This window comes from Paenibacillus sp. 2TAF8, assembly GCF_052114825.1.
Lineage (GTDB): Bacteria > Bacillota > Bacilli > Paenibacillales > Paenibacillaceae > Paenibacillus.
Genome location: NZ_JBFRFN010000001.1, coordinates 411,774 through 427,672, shown reverse-complemented (window position 1 = coordinate 427,672; position 15,899 = coordinate 411,774). Strand labels below are relative to the sequence as shown.

At 43.5% G+C, this 15,899-nt stretch carries 7 protein-coding genes; 4 read left to right on the top strand and 3 right to left on the bottom strand.

The genetic code is table 11. The features are described 5' to 3' along the window. Positions 1-28: 28 nt before the first annotated feature. Positions 29-745: a pseudouridine synthase gene (locus AB4Z30_RS01960; RefSeq protein WP_441922739.1), complete on the bottom strand. Its 717-nt coding sequence runs from the start codon at positions 743-745 to the stop codon at positions 29-31. A gap of 285 nt (positions 746-1,030) precedes the next feature. Between AB4Z30_RS01960 and AB4Z30_RS01955 the strand changes: the two genes are divergently transcribed. From AB4Z30_RS01955 to AB4Z30_RS01940, 4 genes are all read left to right on the top strand, one after another. Further along, the gene (locus tag AB4Z30_RS01955; protein ID WP_441922737.1) at positions 1,031-2,239 is read left to right on the top strand and encodes an MFS transporter; all 1,209 of its coding nucleotides are present in this window, start codon (positions 1,031-1,033) and stop codon (positions 2,237-2,239) included. A gap of 108 nt (positions 2,240-2,347) precedes the next feature. Then, on the top strand, positions 2,348-3,586 hold the full coding sequence (locus AB4Z30_RS01950; RefSeq protein WP_441922735.1) for an aspartate aminotransferase family protein: 1,239 nt from the start codon (positions 2,348-2,350) through the stop codon (positions 3,584-3,586). Positions 3,587-3,662: 76 nt separating this feature from the next. Next, on the top strand, positions 3,663-4,700 hold the full coding sequence (locus tag AB4Z30_RS01945) for a zinc-dependent alcohol dehydrogenase (protein ID WP_441922733.1): 1,038 nt from the start codon (positions 3,663-3,665) through the stop codon (positions 4,698-4,700). 127 nt (positions 4,701-4,827) lie between these two features. Then, positions 4,828-5,550, top strand: coding sequence for an HAD family hydrolase (locus AB4Z30_RS01940; RefSeq protein WP_441922855.1), 723 nt, complete (start codon positions 4,828-4,830; stop codon positions 5,548-5,550). A gap of 169 nt (positions 5,551-5,719) precedes the next feature. On the opposite strand, the gene AB4Z30_RS01935 is transcribed toward AB4Z30_RS01940, so the two are convergent. Together AB4Z30_RS01935 and AB4Z30_RS01930 are read right to left on the bottom strand one after the other, a co-directional pair. Next, complete coding sequence (locus AB4Z30_RS01935; protein ID WP_221789363.1) at positions 5,720-5,902, bottom strand: YjfB family protein; 183 nt, start codon at positions 5,900-5,902, stop codon at positions 5,720-5,722. Between the two features lie 154 nt (positions 5,903-6,056). Continuing rightward, a complete protein-coding gene (locus AB4Z30_RS01930) occupies positions 6,057-15,878 on the bottom strand; it encodes an amino acid adenylation domain-containing protein (protein WP_441922730.1) in 9,822 nt (3,273 codons plus the stop codon). Positions 15,879-15,899 lie beyond the last annotated feature (21 nt).

Below are 15,899 nucleotides of genomic sequence, written 5' to 3'. Positions count from 1 at the left end.
CAAGCTTTATTGCTTGGCAAGCGTGTTCTCACTCATGCTCTGTTTCGTTATGATTCAATTGAGACATAAGTAGCTTAATTTCCTGCTTATCCAGATGTCTCCATTCTCCTCTTTTTATCCGTTCATCCAGTATAATGTTCATAATGCGAATACGCTCCAACTTTAAAACTCTGTACCCCAGTGCTTTGCACATTCGGCGTATTTGCAGATTAAGCCCCTGTGTCAAAATGATTCGAAAGACATTCTCGCTTTGCCTAGACACCTCACACGGTTTGGTCACTACATCAAGAATCTCCACACCTTGTGACATGGATTCTATAAATTCATCAGTAACCGGTTTGTCCACCGTAACAACATACTCTTTCTCATGATGATGCTCCGAACGCATCATTTTGTTCACGATGTCTCCATTATTCGTGAGTAAAATTAACCCCTCTGACGCTTTGTCCAGCCGGCCGACTGCAAAAATACGTGAAGGATAATTCACAAACTGAATGATATTGCCCTCAACATGTTCAGCTGCCGTGCAGGTAATGCCAATAGGTTTGTTCAGAACGATATACGCGGCCTCCGGATTCCGCTCCGGAATCTTCTCCCCATCCATCAGCACAATGTCTCCTGGTGCAACCGTATCTCCTTTTACACATACCCTGCCATTGATCGTAATTCTTCCAGCTGCAATGCGCCGAGTCGTTTCTCTGCGGGAGAAATGTCCCGTCTCACTTATGTATTTGTTGATTAACATTCGTTCACCACTTCTCAGCATAATAGCGTACAATCATTCACTCTACTCCATAGCAAACCACCAAACCTCATCTTCTCATGAATTGAATAGTGACGCAACAGAGTCATTTTCGACATCCATTTTGCATTTAGACAGGATGAATCAAAAAATGAATGCTCTCGCCAAACTTTAACATAATTTTACAATAAAAAGCTTGTACAATTTCAAAATTATGGTATAAGTTATATATAAAATAAACATTTATTTCATTTTATAAAAATGTTATCCATTTTAGGAGGGAGACACTTGAGAAGAATATTCGTTTTAAGTTGCGGCTTCTATCTGCTGATTGGCATAACCAGCGTTGTGCTTGGTGCGCTTCTGCCTGTTTTACTGCCTCATTATGAACGTGGTTACAGTGACGGAGGATTTTTGCTTTTTTTGCAGTTTATCGGATTTCTTGTCGGCGTACTCTTGTCACCGTCCTTGACAGCCAGAATCGGTCGGAAATGGATGCTCACCTTGGCATTGATCTGTATTATTGCAGCTTATTTGGTGCTCGGAGGGTTACCTTCGTGGAACGTCATGCTTTTGTTGACCATAATCGTAGGGTTTGGCTCAGGTATCATTGAACCTTCCGTAGGAGCCTTCACCATTGAGTTCACGGAAAATCAGAAAGCGGTCGCCATGTCCAAACTGGATGTATTTTTCGCCCTAGGCGCACTTCTCATCCCCGCGGCAGCCGCTCTGTTCATTTGGCTGGGCCAGTGGCACTTGACGTTCTTCACAGTTGCTGCATGCGCGCTCATCCTCATGGTCCCATGGGTAACCATGCCTCGTCCTGCTGCAAAATATCTCGAACAGGCTGGAGAAAACACAATACAACAGGGGACAAGCAAAACCAGTTATTCCAAAAAACATCTGGGGCTACTCTCCCTCTTCGTTGTCTTTTTCTTCGTTTACATGGGACTGGAGCTCGGATTGATGAATTTCCTGCCCTCCATTTTGGTAGAACGTTTGGAACTGAAAGAATCTATCGCTTCCCTAAGTGTATCCATTCTGTGGATTGCCATGATTGTAGGACGCCTGTTCTCTGGCAAAATCGCTGAAGCCGTTAATTATATGCCCTTCTTGATTTGGAGCACGATAGGTACGCTGCTATTTACAGTATCCATGATATTCGTGTCCGGTCAATGGGTAACGTATGGGCTAATCTTTGGCACGGGATTATTTATGTCGGGTTTATTCTGCATCGCACTCGTTTATGCGAATGTGCTAATTCCTGGTATGACTGAAAGAACAACGAGTATATTGATTGCCTCTGGCGGTATTGGCGGTGCAACATTACAGTACCTCACGGGATGGAGTATGAGCGCCTGGCCGATTGTCGGYACCATCATGATTTTAGCCGGATTCTGTCTACTTTTATTGCTGACACTGATCCTCTCCCACATGTGGAATACCCGAGATGAATCATTGAGCTCTGCATTCCCACAACAAACCAAAGAAATTTAACTTGTAAGGCTCACGGAATTCCACACTTGAAAGGGGGGATGCCCAAACCATCCGGTATGAATCATATTGTTCATTTAGCTAGTACACTAAACTATTGGAGGAATCCGAATGCAAACTTTAACCAATAACCGCTTTACAGTCGGAAAAGGGATTAAGTTGATTGACGATTCAGGTGTGGAATATCTCGATGGCGTCTCGGGTACGTTTAATCTGTCCTTGGGATATAATCATCCACATGTAGTCAATAAAATTCAGGAACAAGTAGGCAATCTTACGCATATGTCTTCCTCCTTCACCGAACCTTACGTCAATGAAGTACTGGAACACTTGATTGAGTATGCTCCGAACAATATCGATGCCGGATGGATGCGGGATATTACCGGGTCTACAGCCAATGAGTGTGCAACTAAAATTGCCCAGAAATACACAGGATCAACGGACATTGTCAGCTTGTACCTTTCTCACCATGGACAGACCCAATTTGCAACGGGCATCTCAGGCAATGCCTTTAGACGCAAGCGTTTCCCTAACTCGTCAGCCCCTAATGCGGTCCATGTACCCGCACCATATTGTTATCGTTGCCCGTTCAAAAGCGAAAGCAGCGAGTGCGGATATCAATGTGTTGAAGCAATATCTGATGCTATAGAGTATGCCAGCTCAGGTTCGGTTGCTTGTATGATCATTGAGCCCATTCTCGGAAATGGCGGCAACATCGTTCCACCGCTTGGATATTTTAAACGTCTCCGCAAATTATGTGATGAGAACAACATGCTTCTCATTGCCGATGAAGTCCAAACGGGTGTTGGACGAACGGGTACGATGTTTGCTAGCGAACTATTTGATATCCAGCCCGATCTGATCACACTGGCCAAAGGCCTTGGCGGTATCGGCGTACCTGTAGCTGCAGTTCTGATGCAATCGCGCTTGAATGTACTGGAAAAACATGAGCATTCTTTCACCTCAGGCAGTAATCTCATCTCGGTCACTGCTGCCAAGTCCACACTGGAGGTGGTCTCAGAACCGGGATTTCTGGATGCGGTCAAGCGAAAAGGAATTTTGCTTGGGGGGCTACTACAGGAACTCGCTCTAAAATATCCTAGCATCGGTGAGGCCCGCGGAGTGGGACTCATGTGGGGACTCGAAATTGTGGGTGACCACAATGAGCCGGATACCCCGAAAACTAACGCGATCATCGACCGTGCTTTTGAAGATCAACATCTGATTCTGCGCAGCTCGCGTTACGGTTTCGGAAACGTCGTTAAAGTACGCCCTTCTCTGACAACGACCGAAGACGAACTGGTTGAGATTGTTGACCGATTGGATTCTGTGCTTGCCAGCGTTCATTAATTATCGGAAGTGTTATGGAGCAAATGACCTATGGATTGAATTTATGTAGTTTCTAAAAATTTTAGGAGGTTCTATCATGCTTGCATTAGTATATAAATCTGCATGGGATGTCGCTCTTGAGGAACGACCTGTTCCCGAAATTACCAGAGATAATCAGGTGCTTGTGCGTATACGTGCAACCGGGGTCTGTGGAACAGATTTAGGCATTGTCAGTGGAAAATATCATGCCATTCCTTCCGTCATTCTTGGACATGAATCCGCAGGTGAAGTGATTGCTGTCGGCTCATCCGTCAACACACTGCAACCAGGAGATCGTGTCGTAATCGACCCTACGTATTACTGTGGTCAATGCGAGATGTGCAGAACAGGAAGGCAGAACCACTGTACTCACAAGTCCGTTACGGAAACGGGAGTAAGTGCGGATGGCACGTTCACGGATTATTACGTGACCGAAGATCGCTTTTTATATCCATTAAAAGATCATGTTAGCTATGAAGAAGCTACTCTAACCGAGCCGCTAAGCTGTATGTTGACAGGCATTAACCAGATTCATTTGTTGCCAAATTTCAGAACGATTATCTTAGGGGCAGGGCCCATTGGTATCCTTTACAGCTACGCACTCGCTTCCAAAGGCGTCACGGGAAGTCTTGTCGACATCTCGGAAGAACGTTTAGCCATTGCAGGCACTATTGCACCAGACCGCTGGAAAGTTCATGCTTCCTTTGAGCAGGCGATTGCAGACATTGCCCCTGCAACCGGACAAGTCGATATGATTGTGGATACCACTGGTGTTGTGGGTACACAGGTATTGTCACAGCTTGCTAGTGGTGGATATTTAATGCTGGTTGGTTTACGTGATGGCAATACGTCCTTCAATCCGAAGGAAGTTGTGGATCGCAGTCTGAAGATCATTGGCTCTATCGACTCACTTGGAACATTTGCAACTGCACATTATATGATTGAACAACAGATTATACCTGCCAAAAAAATCATAACCCATTCCTTCCCCCTGGAAGACTATGAAGAAGCGTTCCGCACACTGGGATGTGATATCCCTGGACGTACCCTTCAAGCTTCATCTCATGCTATTAAGGTTGTGTTGCAATCCAGTTAATTCAGTTTGCCTCAAGCTGGAACATTGGATAAAAAGAAGTTAGACTTAAAAGTATCTAACATCACTCACTTAATAGGAGGAACACACCATGACAGCAAAAGAGAAAGCTGAACGTCTTGATCTCTGTATGAAGAAAAATGAGGAGGCTAAAGGCGATCCGTCCATACAAGCGGTCATTTTTGATATGGATGGCGTACTGATTGACAGTGAACCGATCTATTTTGAGATTGAGCGCAGTTCATTTGATCATTTCGGTGCAGCCGTTACGCAAGAAGAACATCATTCTTCTGTCGGAGTAACGCTGGAATCCATGTGGCAGCAAGTCATCGACAAGTATCAGGTGAAGGTACCGTTGGAAGAGATTCTTGCGTATCATCAGCAACATGTGATGGAAAAGATGCTTACTCATCCTGAACTTACTGCCATGCCTGGCGTGGAACGGTGGATTAAATGGCTGCATGAACAGCGCATCCCGATTGCCGTTGCCTCCTCTTCCCCCCGGTCACTCATTGATCTAATCATGGAGAAAACAGGATTGGGCTTTTACTTTGAAGTACGCATGACAGGTGAAGAGGTTGAACATGGCAAACCGTCCCCGGACATTTTCCTGGCGGCAGCCGAGCGAATCGGCGTATCTCCGGCGAATTGTCTGGTTATAGAAGACTCACGTAATGGTGTTCAGGCCGCGAAGAGTGCAGGCATGCGCTGCATCGGCTATCATAACCCGGGGTCGGGGAATCAGGATCTCTCCAAAGCCGACGTGCAAATTTCCAGTTATGATGAGCTATGGACATTGAAGGATACGCTACCTTTTGGGATCGTTGCACCGGACTTACCAAGTTCAATCTAATATCCTAATATCTACACTGAAACCTTGCATATTAACAAGCACAAAATAATATTGAATAGCGCAAAACAAACACGAAGCAGCTCAATTCCAATGAATTGAAGCTGCTTCGTGTTTTGCTTGCTGCATGTTTTGTAAAGCATAATAAACTTAAAATGCCGTCGGAACTAGCTTAACCCGARATATCCAGACTTCTGCCCAGATTGGGGTGGGGAGCCGGCGTTGACTTTAACAACTCGGTCATCTGCTGACCCTGCTGCTCTGCCATATCTTTGGTCATCGACATGACTTTTAGACTTGCCGCCTGTGCCATGGAAGCTTGACTCATTGCCATTGACATTGCTGCAATATCCATGTGATCTCTCCTTCCTTATCTTCGCATGTGATCATACTCATTATATATCGGTCAGAAGGGAAGCTATTGTTAAAACCTGATCAACATATCAACAGAGAGAACAACCCAAACAGCTGTTAATCACTGAAAACCGTTGTTTGGGTTGTTTCATAAATTAATAACTTTCCGATGTAATCAAGCCAAGTTCGTTGATATGAACCTCAGGGTTCGTCACCACTTGTTGAATGATAGAAACAAAGTGTTTTTGAATCTGTTCAACCGTAGCGATGTCATATAGCTTAGCATTGTACATTAATATGATCTTCATTTGCTCATGGGGTTTAATAACTAAAGTAAAATCGAAACTATTGTGTTCCGTTCCCCCAACATTCATGATTTCAAGCGGCACTTCACCTATTTTGCCCAAATCCTCCAACCGATCCTGTACCGGAAAATTTTGATATACGACCACATGGTTGATCAAGGCTTGTTTTTGTTTAGTCAAATTTTGAATATCATATAACGAGTACGTATCATAAGCATGTGAATCCACAGCTTGTACTTGGGTCCTTTTCATCAGTGTGATAAAGGATTCTTCACCCTCAGCCCGAATACGAACAGGAATAGCATTAATAAATAGTCCAATCATGCTTTCAATCCCAGGAATAACGGGTGGCCTGCCCGATACAACACTACCAAATACGACATCTTTACTTTCATTATATTGCTGCAGTAATACACCCCACGCGGTTTGCATAAATGTATGCACCGTCACCTGTTGTTGCTCCGCAATTTGTTTCATTCTCTTAACCAGTGCCTCATCCAAATGGCAGTTTAGCGTTCTGGAATCCTGTCTTTCATGCTGCGGTTTAGTTTTCCCTCCAGGTAATCTGGTTTGTCCCTCATAACCTTCTAGGTAACGATTCCAGTAGGTTATCGCTCCTTCATTGTTCTGCTGCTCCAACCATTCAATGAATTCACTATAGGGTGTTAACAGCCTCATTTCAGGTTTTCGATTTTCCCGGATCGCAAAATAATTCTCGAAAATCTCTTTACTGATCAGAGACATACACCAGCCATCCATCAAAATATGATGAAAACTCCAAATGACATGATAATTTTCTGGGGCAGTTCGTATAACAGACATCCGGATTAACGAATCTTTTTGCAAGTCAAATCCTCTAGCCTGATCCTGCTTGATGTATTGATCGATATACGTTTTACGCTGCAATTCGCTTTTGCCTGTTATATCCTCAACTTTAAATTCAAATTTCTTCTCCTGATACACAATTTGAAGAGGAATGTCCAGCATTCCCGTGTAAAAATTAGTTCTTAATATCGCATGCCTTTGCATGATTTGATCCAGACTTTGTGCAAAAGAGGCAACATCCAAATCCCCGGCCATATCAAACAAGATTTGTACAAAGTACGCACCCGAAACAGGATTCCGCTCGCTTTCGTACAGCATTTCCTTTTGCAAAGGGGTAAGTGGATACACATTCTCAATTTGACCAATACTTCGGGTATATTCGACTATCTGGTCCCATTGATTTATCGTCAATCCCTTAAGTGAAAGATCACTTGGGGTGAGCTCCCTTTGTTCTTTAATGATGCAATGCTCTATTATTTTACGAAGGTTTTCCTTATATGAATAGGCCAGTTGTTCCATCGTTTCTCGTTGATATTGTTTCTGACTGTAATTGATAGTCAGTACCAATTTCCCCTCTACAACAATACTGTTGATATTAAGCACAAACGGTCTCTTGTTATTTTCACTGACGGAAGGTCCACTGGAATAAGTTGAAAATTGAATACCAGTCTGGTCCGAATTCTGGTTTATCTGACCCATATAATTAAAACTAATTTCGGGATTTCGCTCTAATTTGTCTCCTTCAGTCCATGCTGACAAATACCTTAAGATCCCGTAACCGATCCCTTTACTCGGGACCTGTCGCAGTCCTTCCTTGACAGACTTGATTCTTTTAGATATGTCAGCCCCCGCTTCCATCCTAATCATGACTGGATACATGCTCGTAAACCATCCCACGGTACGCGTAATATCCAGCTCTGGAAGAATATCCTCCCTGCCGTGCCCTTCCAGGTTCACGACCACTTTATCCATGCCTGTCCAATCATGAACTGCCATTCCCAAAGCCGTTAGCAAAATGTCGTTAATCTCCGTATTGTACGCACGATGGGTCCGCTTTAATAACTGCTCCGTTTCCTCTGCCGTCCAATGCAAGGTAATCGTTTCGCTGTCTTTTCCAATGCTTTCTTTACAAACTATATCTTTAGGCAACGGAGTTCGCTCGACTTGATCCACAGAACACCAGTAAGAATATTCCTGCTTCATCACAGGCTGAACTGCAAAGGCAGATAACTCTTCTGCCCATTGTTTAAACGACATCGTTTTTTGAGGCAAACAGATTTTTTCCCCTCTGAGGAACTGATCAAGCCCCGTTTGAATATCTTCATACAAAATACGCCATGACACCCCATCAATCACCAGATGATGAATGGCAATGAGCAAATGATCCCCTTCAGCGCATTGAAACAAGCCAAGTTTGATCAATGGACCGTGAGACAGGTCCAAGCTGCTCTGGATTTCTTTTGCCTTCATTTCAACCAAAGGTGCTGGATCCGTTTCATTCGTCAGATTGAAGATGTCCAAACTGTATAATCCATCTTCTTCAGCTCCGCGGTTCCACGCTTCATATCCACCCTCTGGTACCTGACGATAAACGATGCGAAGTGCATCATGCTGCTTGATCATTTTCTTCATGAAGCTGTGAATGAAGCCGATATCGAACCCATCTTTGCGGAAGAACATCATTTCCTGGTTGTAATGATGTACATCCACCATGTTTTGATCAAAGAACCAGCGCTGAACAGGTGTCAGTAAGACTTCCCCTGTTACTTCCCCTTGGTCATAATGAGTGTTCACAGAGGTGACGTGTTCACTTAATTCGGATACGACCGGGTAGGTGAAAAAATGCTTCATTTCCACTTTATAGCCTGACTGAAGCAATCGTGATGCCACTTGAATACATTTGATCGAATCTCCCCCAAGCTCAAAGAAATGATCTGATCTGCTGATTCTCTGAACACCAAGCACGGCTTCCCAGGCGGAGATAATTGCTTGTTCTACTGGGCTCTGCGGTGCCTCATATTCGGCTATCTGATCTACATGCTTTTGTGGTAAAGGTAATGCCTTCCGGTCAACCTTACCATTGGAAGTTAACGGAATATGCTCTACATGAACAAAATAAGACGGGATCATGTAATCCGGGATTTCATGAGCTAATGCTGATCTAATCTCCTTGGCTGACAATGCACTGCTACCTTTCCAATAAGCACATAATTGCTTGGATCCGTCCTCCTGTTCATGGGCGATTACAACCGCTTCTTGGACCATTTCTATTTTTAAAATAGCGGTCTCCACTTCTCCCAGTTCAATTCGATAACCCCGAATTTTCACCTGCTGATCGATTCGTCCCAAATATTCAATATTTCCATCTGCCAGCCATCTGGCAGCATCTCCAGTTCGGTACATCTTTCCTTCAGTAATCCAGGCATGTTCTACGAATTTCTCTGCTGTCAACTCAGGTCGATTCAGATACCCCCTGGCCAGTCCCTCTCCTGCAACATATAACTCTCCCGGAACACCAATCGACTGCAGCTGTTGATGCGTGTTCAATATATAGGTATGCAGTGTCGGGATCGGTTTACCGATGTTGCTTTTTCCTGCCTGTATCTCAATTTCAGTAATTTCCTTATAGGTGACATGAACGGTGGTTTCCGTTATGCCATACATATTGATTAACTGAATAGATGGATATTTCTCTCTCCAGTTTTTTAGTAAAGCCGGATTGAGTGCTTCCCCTCCAAAAATCACTTTTCTAACATTCAGCCCTTCTTCTTGACTTGTTAACTCCTCCTGAAGGAGATGGTAGAAATACGTTGGCGTTTGATTCAAAATGGTTACTTGCTCATCTCTCAACAATCGTAAAAATTGCTGCGGGCTTCTAGCTGTCATTTGGGGGACGATAACCAATTTGCCTCCATAGAGCAAAGCACCATACATTTCCCATACTGAGAAATCAAAGCAAAAGGAGTGGAACAGCGTCCATGTATCCGATGGTTTGAAATCAAACCTATTTTGACTGTTAAACAACAATCGAACCACGTTTTTATGTTCAATGCATGTGCCTTTGGGTTTCCCTGTTGTTCCCGAAGTATAGATTACGTAGGCCAGCCCTGTTGGGCACACCGTTACTCCCAAGTTGGAATCATCTTCATAAACGTCTAACTGATCAAGGTAGATGCGTTCTCCTGTAAAAGAGATACGTTCTTGTATATGCCGCTGCAGTAGCAATACATGCACACCCGAATCTTCAAGCATGTAATTCACACGTTCCTCTGGATATTCAGGATCAATCGGTACATATGCACCGCCAGCTTTTAAAATCGCAAGCATTCCCACCACCATGTCTAACGATCGTTCAGCGATAATTCCAATTAACTGATCTTGTTGAATCCCTATAGCATGCAGAGTTCTTGCCAATTGATTGGCTTTTCTGTTCAGTTCCTGATAGGTGAGCTGTTGACCTTCGAACACAACCGCGATGTGTTCAGGAGTTTGTTCCACCTGTTCTTCAAACAGTCCATGAATCGTTTTGTCCATTGGGTATGTGGCCTTCGTGTCATTAAAAGATACCAATATCTGCACTTTCTCCTGTGCTGTCATCAGGTCTATATCATCGATGGAGATATATGGATTCAGGGCGACCTGCTCTAACAGTTGAATCAAGTGCCCTTGGATCCGTTCTATGCTTGCCCGATCATAGACATTGGCATTGTAGTAGAACATGCATTTCATTTCTTCGCCCGGCTTAATAATCAGGTTAAAATCATAGTTGGTTTGTTCATCTGCTTCTACATTCGTAATGCGAAGAACGGTCTGCTCTTGATCCCCAAACTGTTCCGTGATGCCTTGTACCGGATAATTCTCAAACACGAGAATGTGATCGATCAAATTTTGCTTTTGCTTGGTTTCCGCTTGTATCTCGTATAATGGATACGTTTCATGCGGATGCGAAGCGACAGCTTGCTCTTGGATCCGTTTCATCATCGCCGCGAATGTTTCGTTTCCTTGCGATTGAATTCGCACAGGGATCGTATTAATGAATAGGCCGATAATACGTTCAACACCAGCGATCCCTGCGGGTCTGCCGGATACCACACTCCCAAAAACGACATCTTGACTGTTATTGTATTTCTGCAGTAACATTCCCCAAGCCGTCTGCATTAGCGTGTTCAGCGTTACCTGATTCTGACTTGCAACCTGTGTGATGCGCCCTGTTAATTCCTGACTCAGTGGGCAAATCAGATTTTCGGATTGATATTCGTTGCTTTTCCGAATGCTATGCTCTTTTGGCAAAGCGGTCTGCTCCTCATATCCTTGCAAGTAGTCACTCCAGTATTTCAGTGATGCTTTATGATCCTGTTTATCTAGCCATTCGATATAGTATTTGTAAGGCGCAACTGTTTGTTGTTCACCTTGCCGTCGTTCCAGGATTGCAAAATAACCATCGAACAGCTCCTGGATCACAAGAGAAAGACACCAGCCATCCATTAAAATATGATGATAATTCCAAATGAAACGATAGGTTTGATCATCCGTCTGCAAAATCGATATCCGCATCAACACATCCTTGGACAAATCAAAACCTTTATGTTTATCTTTTCGAATATAAGCTGCCACGTATGCGTCACGATCTTCTTCCTTCATTTCTCGCAAATCTTCATATAGAATCCCGTTTGGTTTATGACGGTAAACCACTTGTAGGGGACCGTGTTTCCATTGGCTATGAAAATTCGTTCTGAGAATCGAATTCCGCTCAATGAGTTTATCCAAACTTCTTTCAAATGCTCTCACATCTAAAGAACCGTGAAGATCTAGCGTCGTTTGAAGCACATAAGCTTCCGAATTCGAATGAAGTAAACCATGAAATAACATTCCATTTTGCATCGGAGACAGCGCATATATGTCTTCAACTTCACCCATGAGTTCAACTTCGCGAACCAGACCTTCTAACTCTTCAATGGTCATGCCTTTCAAGGATAGATCACTTGGTGTTAATTCCGGCTTCTCTTTGCTCAAGCAGTGTTTGGTTAATTCTCGCACATGGTTCTTGAAATAGGCCGCCACTCGCCCCATCGTTTCTTTATGATATTGTGTACGGCTGAACTTCAAGGACAAGGACAATTTCCCATCCATAATCAAAGCATTAACATCGATAAGAACATTTCTTCTGTGATTCTCGCTTGCTGTAGCTCCACCGGAATAAGGAGACATTTGCATTCCGCTATGTTGAAGATCCTGATCGAATTGTCCCAAAAAGTTGAAGCTAATTTCAGGATTCAAGGTAAATGAAGTCTCTTTCCGATGTACACTTAAATATCTTAAAATCCCGTATCCAATCCCTTTTTTAGGGATATTGCGAAGGACCTCTTTGTTTGTTCTAATGAGCAGAGATAGATTGGAATGTTCTTTCATGTTAAGCACAACAGGGTATTGGCTTGTAAACCATCCGACCGTTCGTGTAATATCAAGATCCGGAATAATAGATTCTCTGCCATGTCCCTCTAGATTCACAAGAACTTGATCACTGCCCGTCCATTGATAAATAGACATCCCTAATGCAGTAAGCAGAAGATCGGTAATCTCCGTATTATACGCACGATTTGCATGTTTCAATAGCTGTTCTGTTTCCGCTGCCGTCCATTCCAGCGTTAGTTCTTCGCTGTCTTTTTCCAGGGCATCGTTCGTTCTGAAATCGGTCGGTAATGGCGTAAAGGGGGTTTGCTCAATTTCTTTCCAGTATTCCAATTCCTGTCTCATAACTTCGCTGTCCGCGTATAACTGCAACTGCTCCGCCCATAATTGAAATGATGCCGTTTTCAGTGGCAACTGCATCGGTCTTGCATGTCTTAACTGTTCATAGCTCTTTGATAAATCTTCAATTAAAATTCGCCATGAAACCCCGTCGATCACCAAATGATGAATCACAATCAATAGATGATCGCCGTCTGCGCATTGAAACACACACAATCTCATCAGAGGGCCCTGCTCCAAGTCGAACAATCGTTGGAGTTCATTGGCTTTCTTCTCGATTTGAAACGATGGATCTGCTAACGACTTGAAGTCCATTATTTCTAACGTATAGAATGACTTGGTTTGGTCCAGCCCTGGGTTCCACTGCTCATAACCCTGTTCGGTTTGATGATACACTGTGCGAAGTGCGTCATGATGCTCAATCATTTTATTTAACACCTGACGAAGGATAGTCTCGTGAAAACCTTCTTGCCTATACAGCATGATGGACTGATTATAGTGATGAGCATCCACCTCGTACTGCTCAAAAAACCAATGTTGGATAGGCGTCAGTAACCCTTTGCCCGTGACGATTCCCTGGTCAGATTTTGTACTTATGGGCTGAACATAAGGAATTAGGCTGGCAATGGTTGGGTTCTTAAACAGATGGTCCATCTGTACCTGATAACCGGCCTGGTATAACCTCGAAGATACTTGAATGGACTTAATCGAATCCCCGCCCAGCTCAAAGAAATTATCCCGGAGCCCGATATTCTGCACCCCCAGTACACTTTCCCAAATAGATACCAGTTGTTGCTCCATAATGGTGCGCGGCGCTTCGTATTCCATTCCCTTCAACATATGTTCTTTGGGGGCGGGCAGTGCTTTACGATCCAGCTTTCCATTGGATGTAAGCGGCATCTGATCCAATTCCACAAAATAGGCTGGTATCATGTAGCTTGGCAAATACCTGGATAGTTCTTCACGCAGCTCCGTAATGGTCATTGCTTCCACTCCTACGAAATAGGCACATAATTGCTTTGTACCCGCTTCGTCTTCAATGGCGATTGCAATAGCCTCTTGAATACCGGTTATATTTAAAAGGGCAGCTTCTACTTCACCAAGTTCAATCCGGTATCCACGAATTTTTTCTTGATGGTCCATTCTTCCGATATATTCAATATTTCCATCAGGCAGCCATCTTGCAAAGTCACCCGTCTTGTACATCTTCGCTCCAGGTACAAACGGATCATCAACAAACTTCTCTGCCGTCAGGTCAGGGCGATTCAAGTAACCTCTTGCAATCCCCGCTCCAGCTACACATAATTCTCCCTGTACTCCAACAGGCTGCAATTCACGGTGTTCACTTACAATGTAGACTCTATTGTTCGCAATCGGCTTTCCAATCGAGATATATTGCTCCGTCGAGTTAATGGGAAGAACGGTAGATACCACACTATTTTCAGTTGGGCCATACTCGTTACATACTTCGATCCGTGGATTGATATGTTTCAATCGATGTATTAAGGAAGGCACAATTTTCTCTCCCGCTGCGACTACATTTTTCATTGAAGTCCAATCCGCAGCTTGCGCTTGTTCCAAAAGAGTCATCAAGAAACTGGGCGGGCTTTGAATATGCGTAATTGCATGTGTTTTGATCATTGAATTGATGGCTACCGCATCTTTACACTGCTGCCCGTTCAATACGTACACGGTTGCTCCGGAGATGATCGGGCCAAAAAAGTGAGTAATGAACGAATCAAACACAAAGGGATTCAGCATTAACACCCGGTCGTTTCCGCTAAAATGATAAAAATCCGATTTCCATTGCAGGGAATTCACAATGCTAGCGTGTTCAATCATGACACCTTTGGGGTTGCCAGTAGTTCCTGACGTGTAGATCATATATGCCAGGTCACTATCACTGGCCGAATACTCCAGATTCAAATGACTGTTACTGCGATGGGCATCATCTTCGAGAAAAATAGACGTACCCTCATATGATTCAGGTATTTGGATGTGACTGTGATGAAGCAACCAAGCCGCATTTGAGTCCTTTAGGATAAACTGGATACGATCTGCCGGATATTCCGGATCAATCGGAACATACGCCCCCCCAGCTTTCAGAATACCCAATAATCCCACAATCATTTCCAGTGAGCGTTCTGCCATTATTCCAACGAATTGCCCTGTCTGCAATCCCTTAGCTTGAAGTGTCCGGGCCAATTGATTGGATTGTTGATTTAAATCTCTGTAGGTTAATACACTACTCTCAAATCTGACAGCAGGATGATCTGGCGTCCGCTCCGCCTGTTCTTCAAATAATTGATGCATTAACTTATGCTGCGGATAAGCCACCTTTGTTTCGTTAAAATCGAACAACAGCTCGTTCCGTTGAGCAGTTGACAACATTTCGACTTGACTCAACGCCAGATCGGGTTGGTGCAATAGGACAGCAAACAACTGATCCAGATGCTCTGCGGCTTGCATCATATAATCTTGATCATAACGCTCTGCATCATAGGTTAATTTCAATTGAACATTTTCGTTCTCCAGATCAAAGTGAAACATCGTCGCCGCTCTTACGTTATTGTCATCAGGGACCGTCTGAGCTTTCCCTAATGAAACCAATGTATGGATCATTGGTACGTGGTTCGAATCGTACTGAATATTTAAACGTTCAACCATTTTTCTGAAAGAAATTTGTTGATGTTGGATAGCCTCACTGAAAATGACCTTCATTTGATTAAATATGGACTTAAACGACATCGTATGATCGATATTGTTTTTTAAGAGAAGAACCTTATTCGAGAGCGTCAAGTCACTGTTCTTCTCTTCCATCACTTTCATGCCCATAACTATGTTGGTTTCATTGGTGTATTTATATAAGAGACACTGAACTCCGGATAATAATATCGTGTACATGGCCGTAGGAATGTTTCTTGAAATAGATTTGATTTTAGTAGAAACTTCATCTGACAATGGCTTGTTAATATAATTTTGTTGGTTTATATCGTATGTGTGTTTGGATTTGATCTTGCAATATGGCAAATGAACAAGAACATCATCTTCTTGGAATCGGCTCTCCCAATACAATTCTTGTTTCTTAAATATAGACATACGACACCCCAATCAGTATTT

Coding starts and splice junctions, on each gene's coding strand:
- AB4Z30_RS01940 (WP_441922855.1), top strand. CDS start 4,828: ATGAAGAAAAATGAGGAGGCTAAAGGCGATCCGTCCATACAAGCGGTC.
- AB4Z30_RS01945 (WP_441922733.1), top strand. CDS start 3,663: ATGCTTGCATTAGTATATAAATCTGCATGGGATGTCGCTCTTGAGGAA.
- AB4Z30_RS01950 (WP_441922735.1), top strand. CDS start 2,348: ATGCAAACTTTAACCAATAACCGCTTTACAGTCGGAAAAGGGATTAAG.
- AB4Z30_RS01930 (WP_441922730.1), bottom strand. CDS start 15,878: ATGTCTATATTTAAGAAACAAGAATTGTATTGGGAGAGCCGATTCCAA.
- AB4Z30_RS01960 (WP_441922739.1), bottom strand. CDS start 745: ATGTTAATCAACAAATACATAAGTGAGACGGGACATTTCTCCCGCAGA.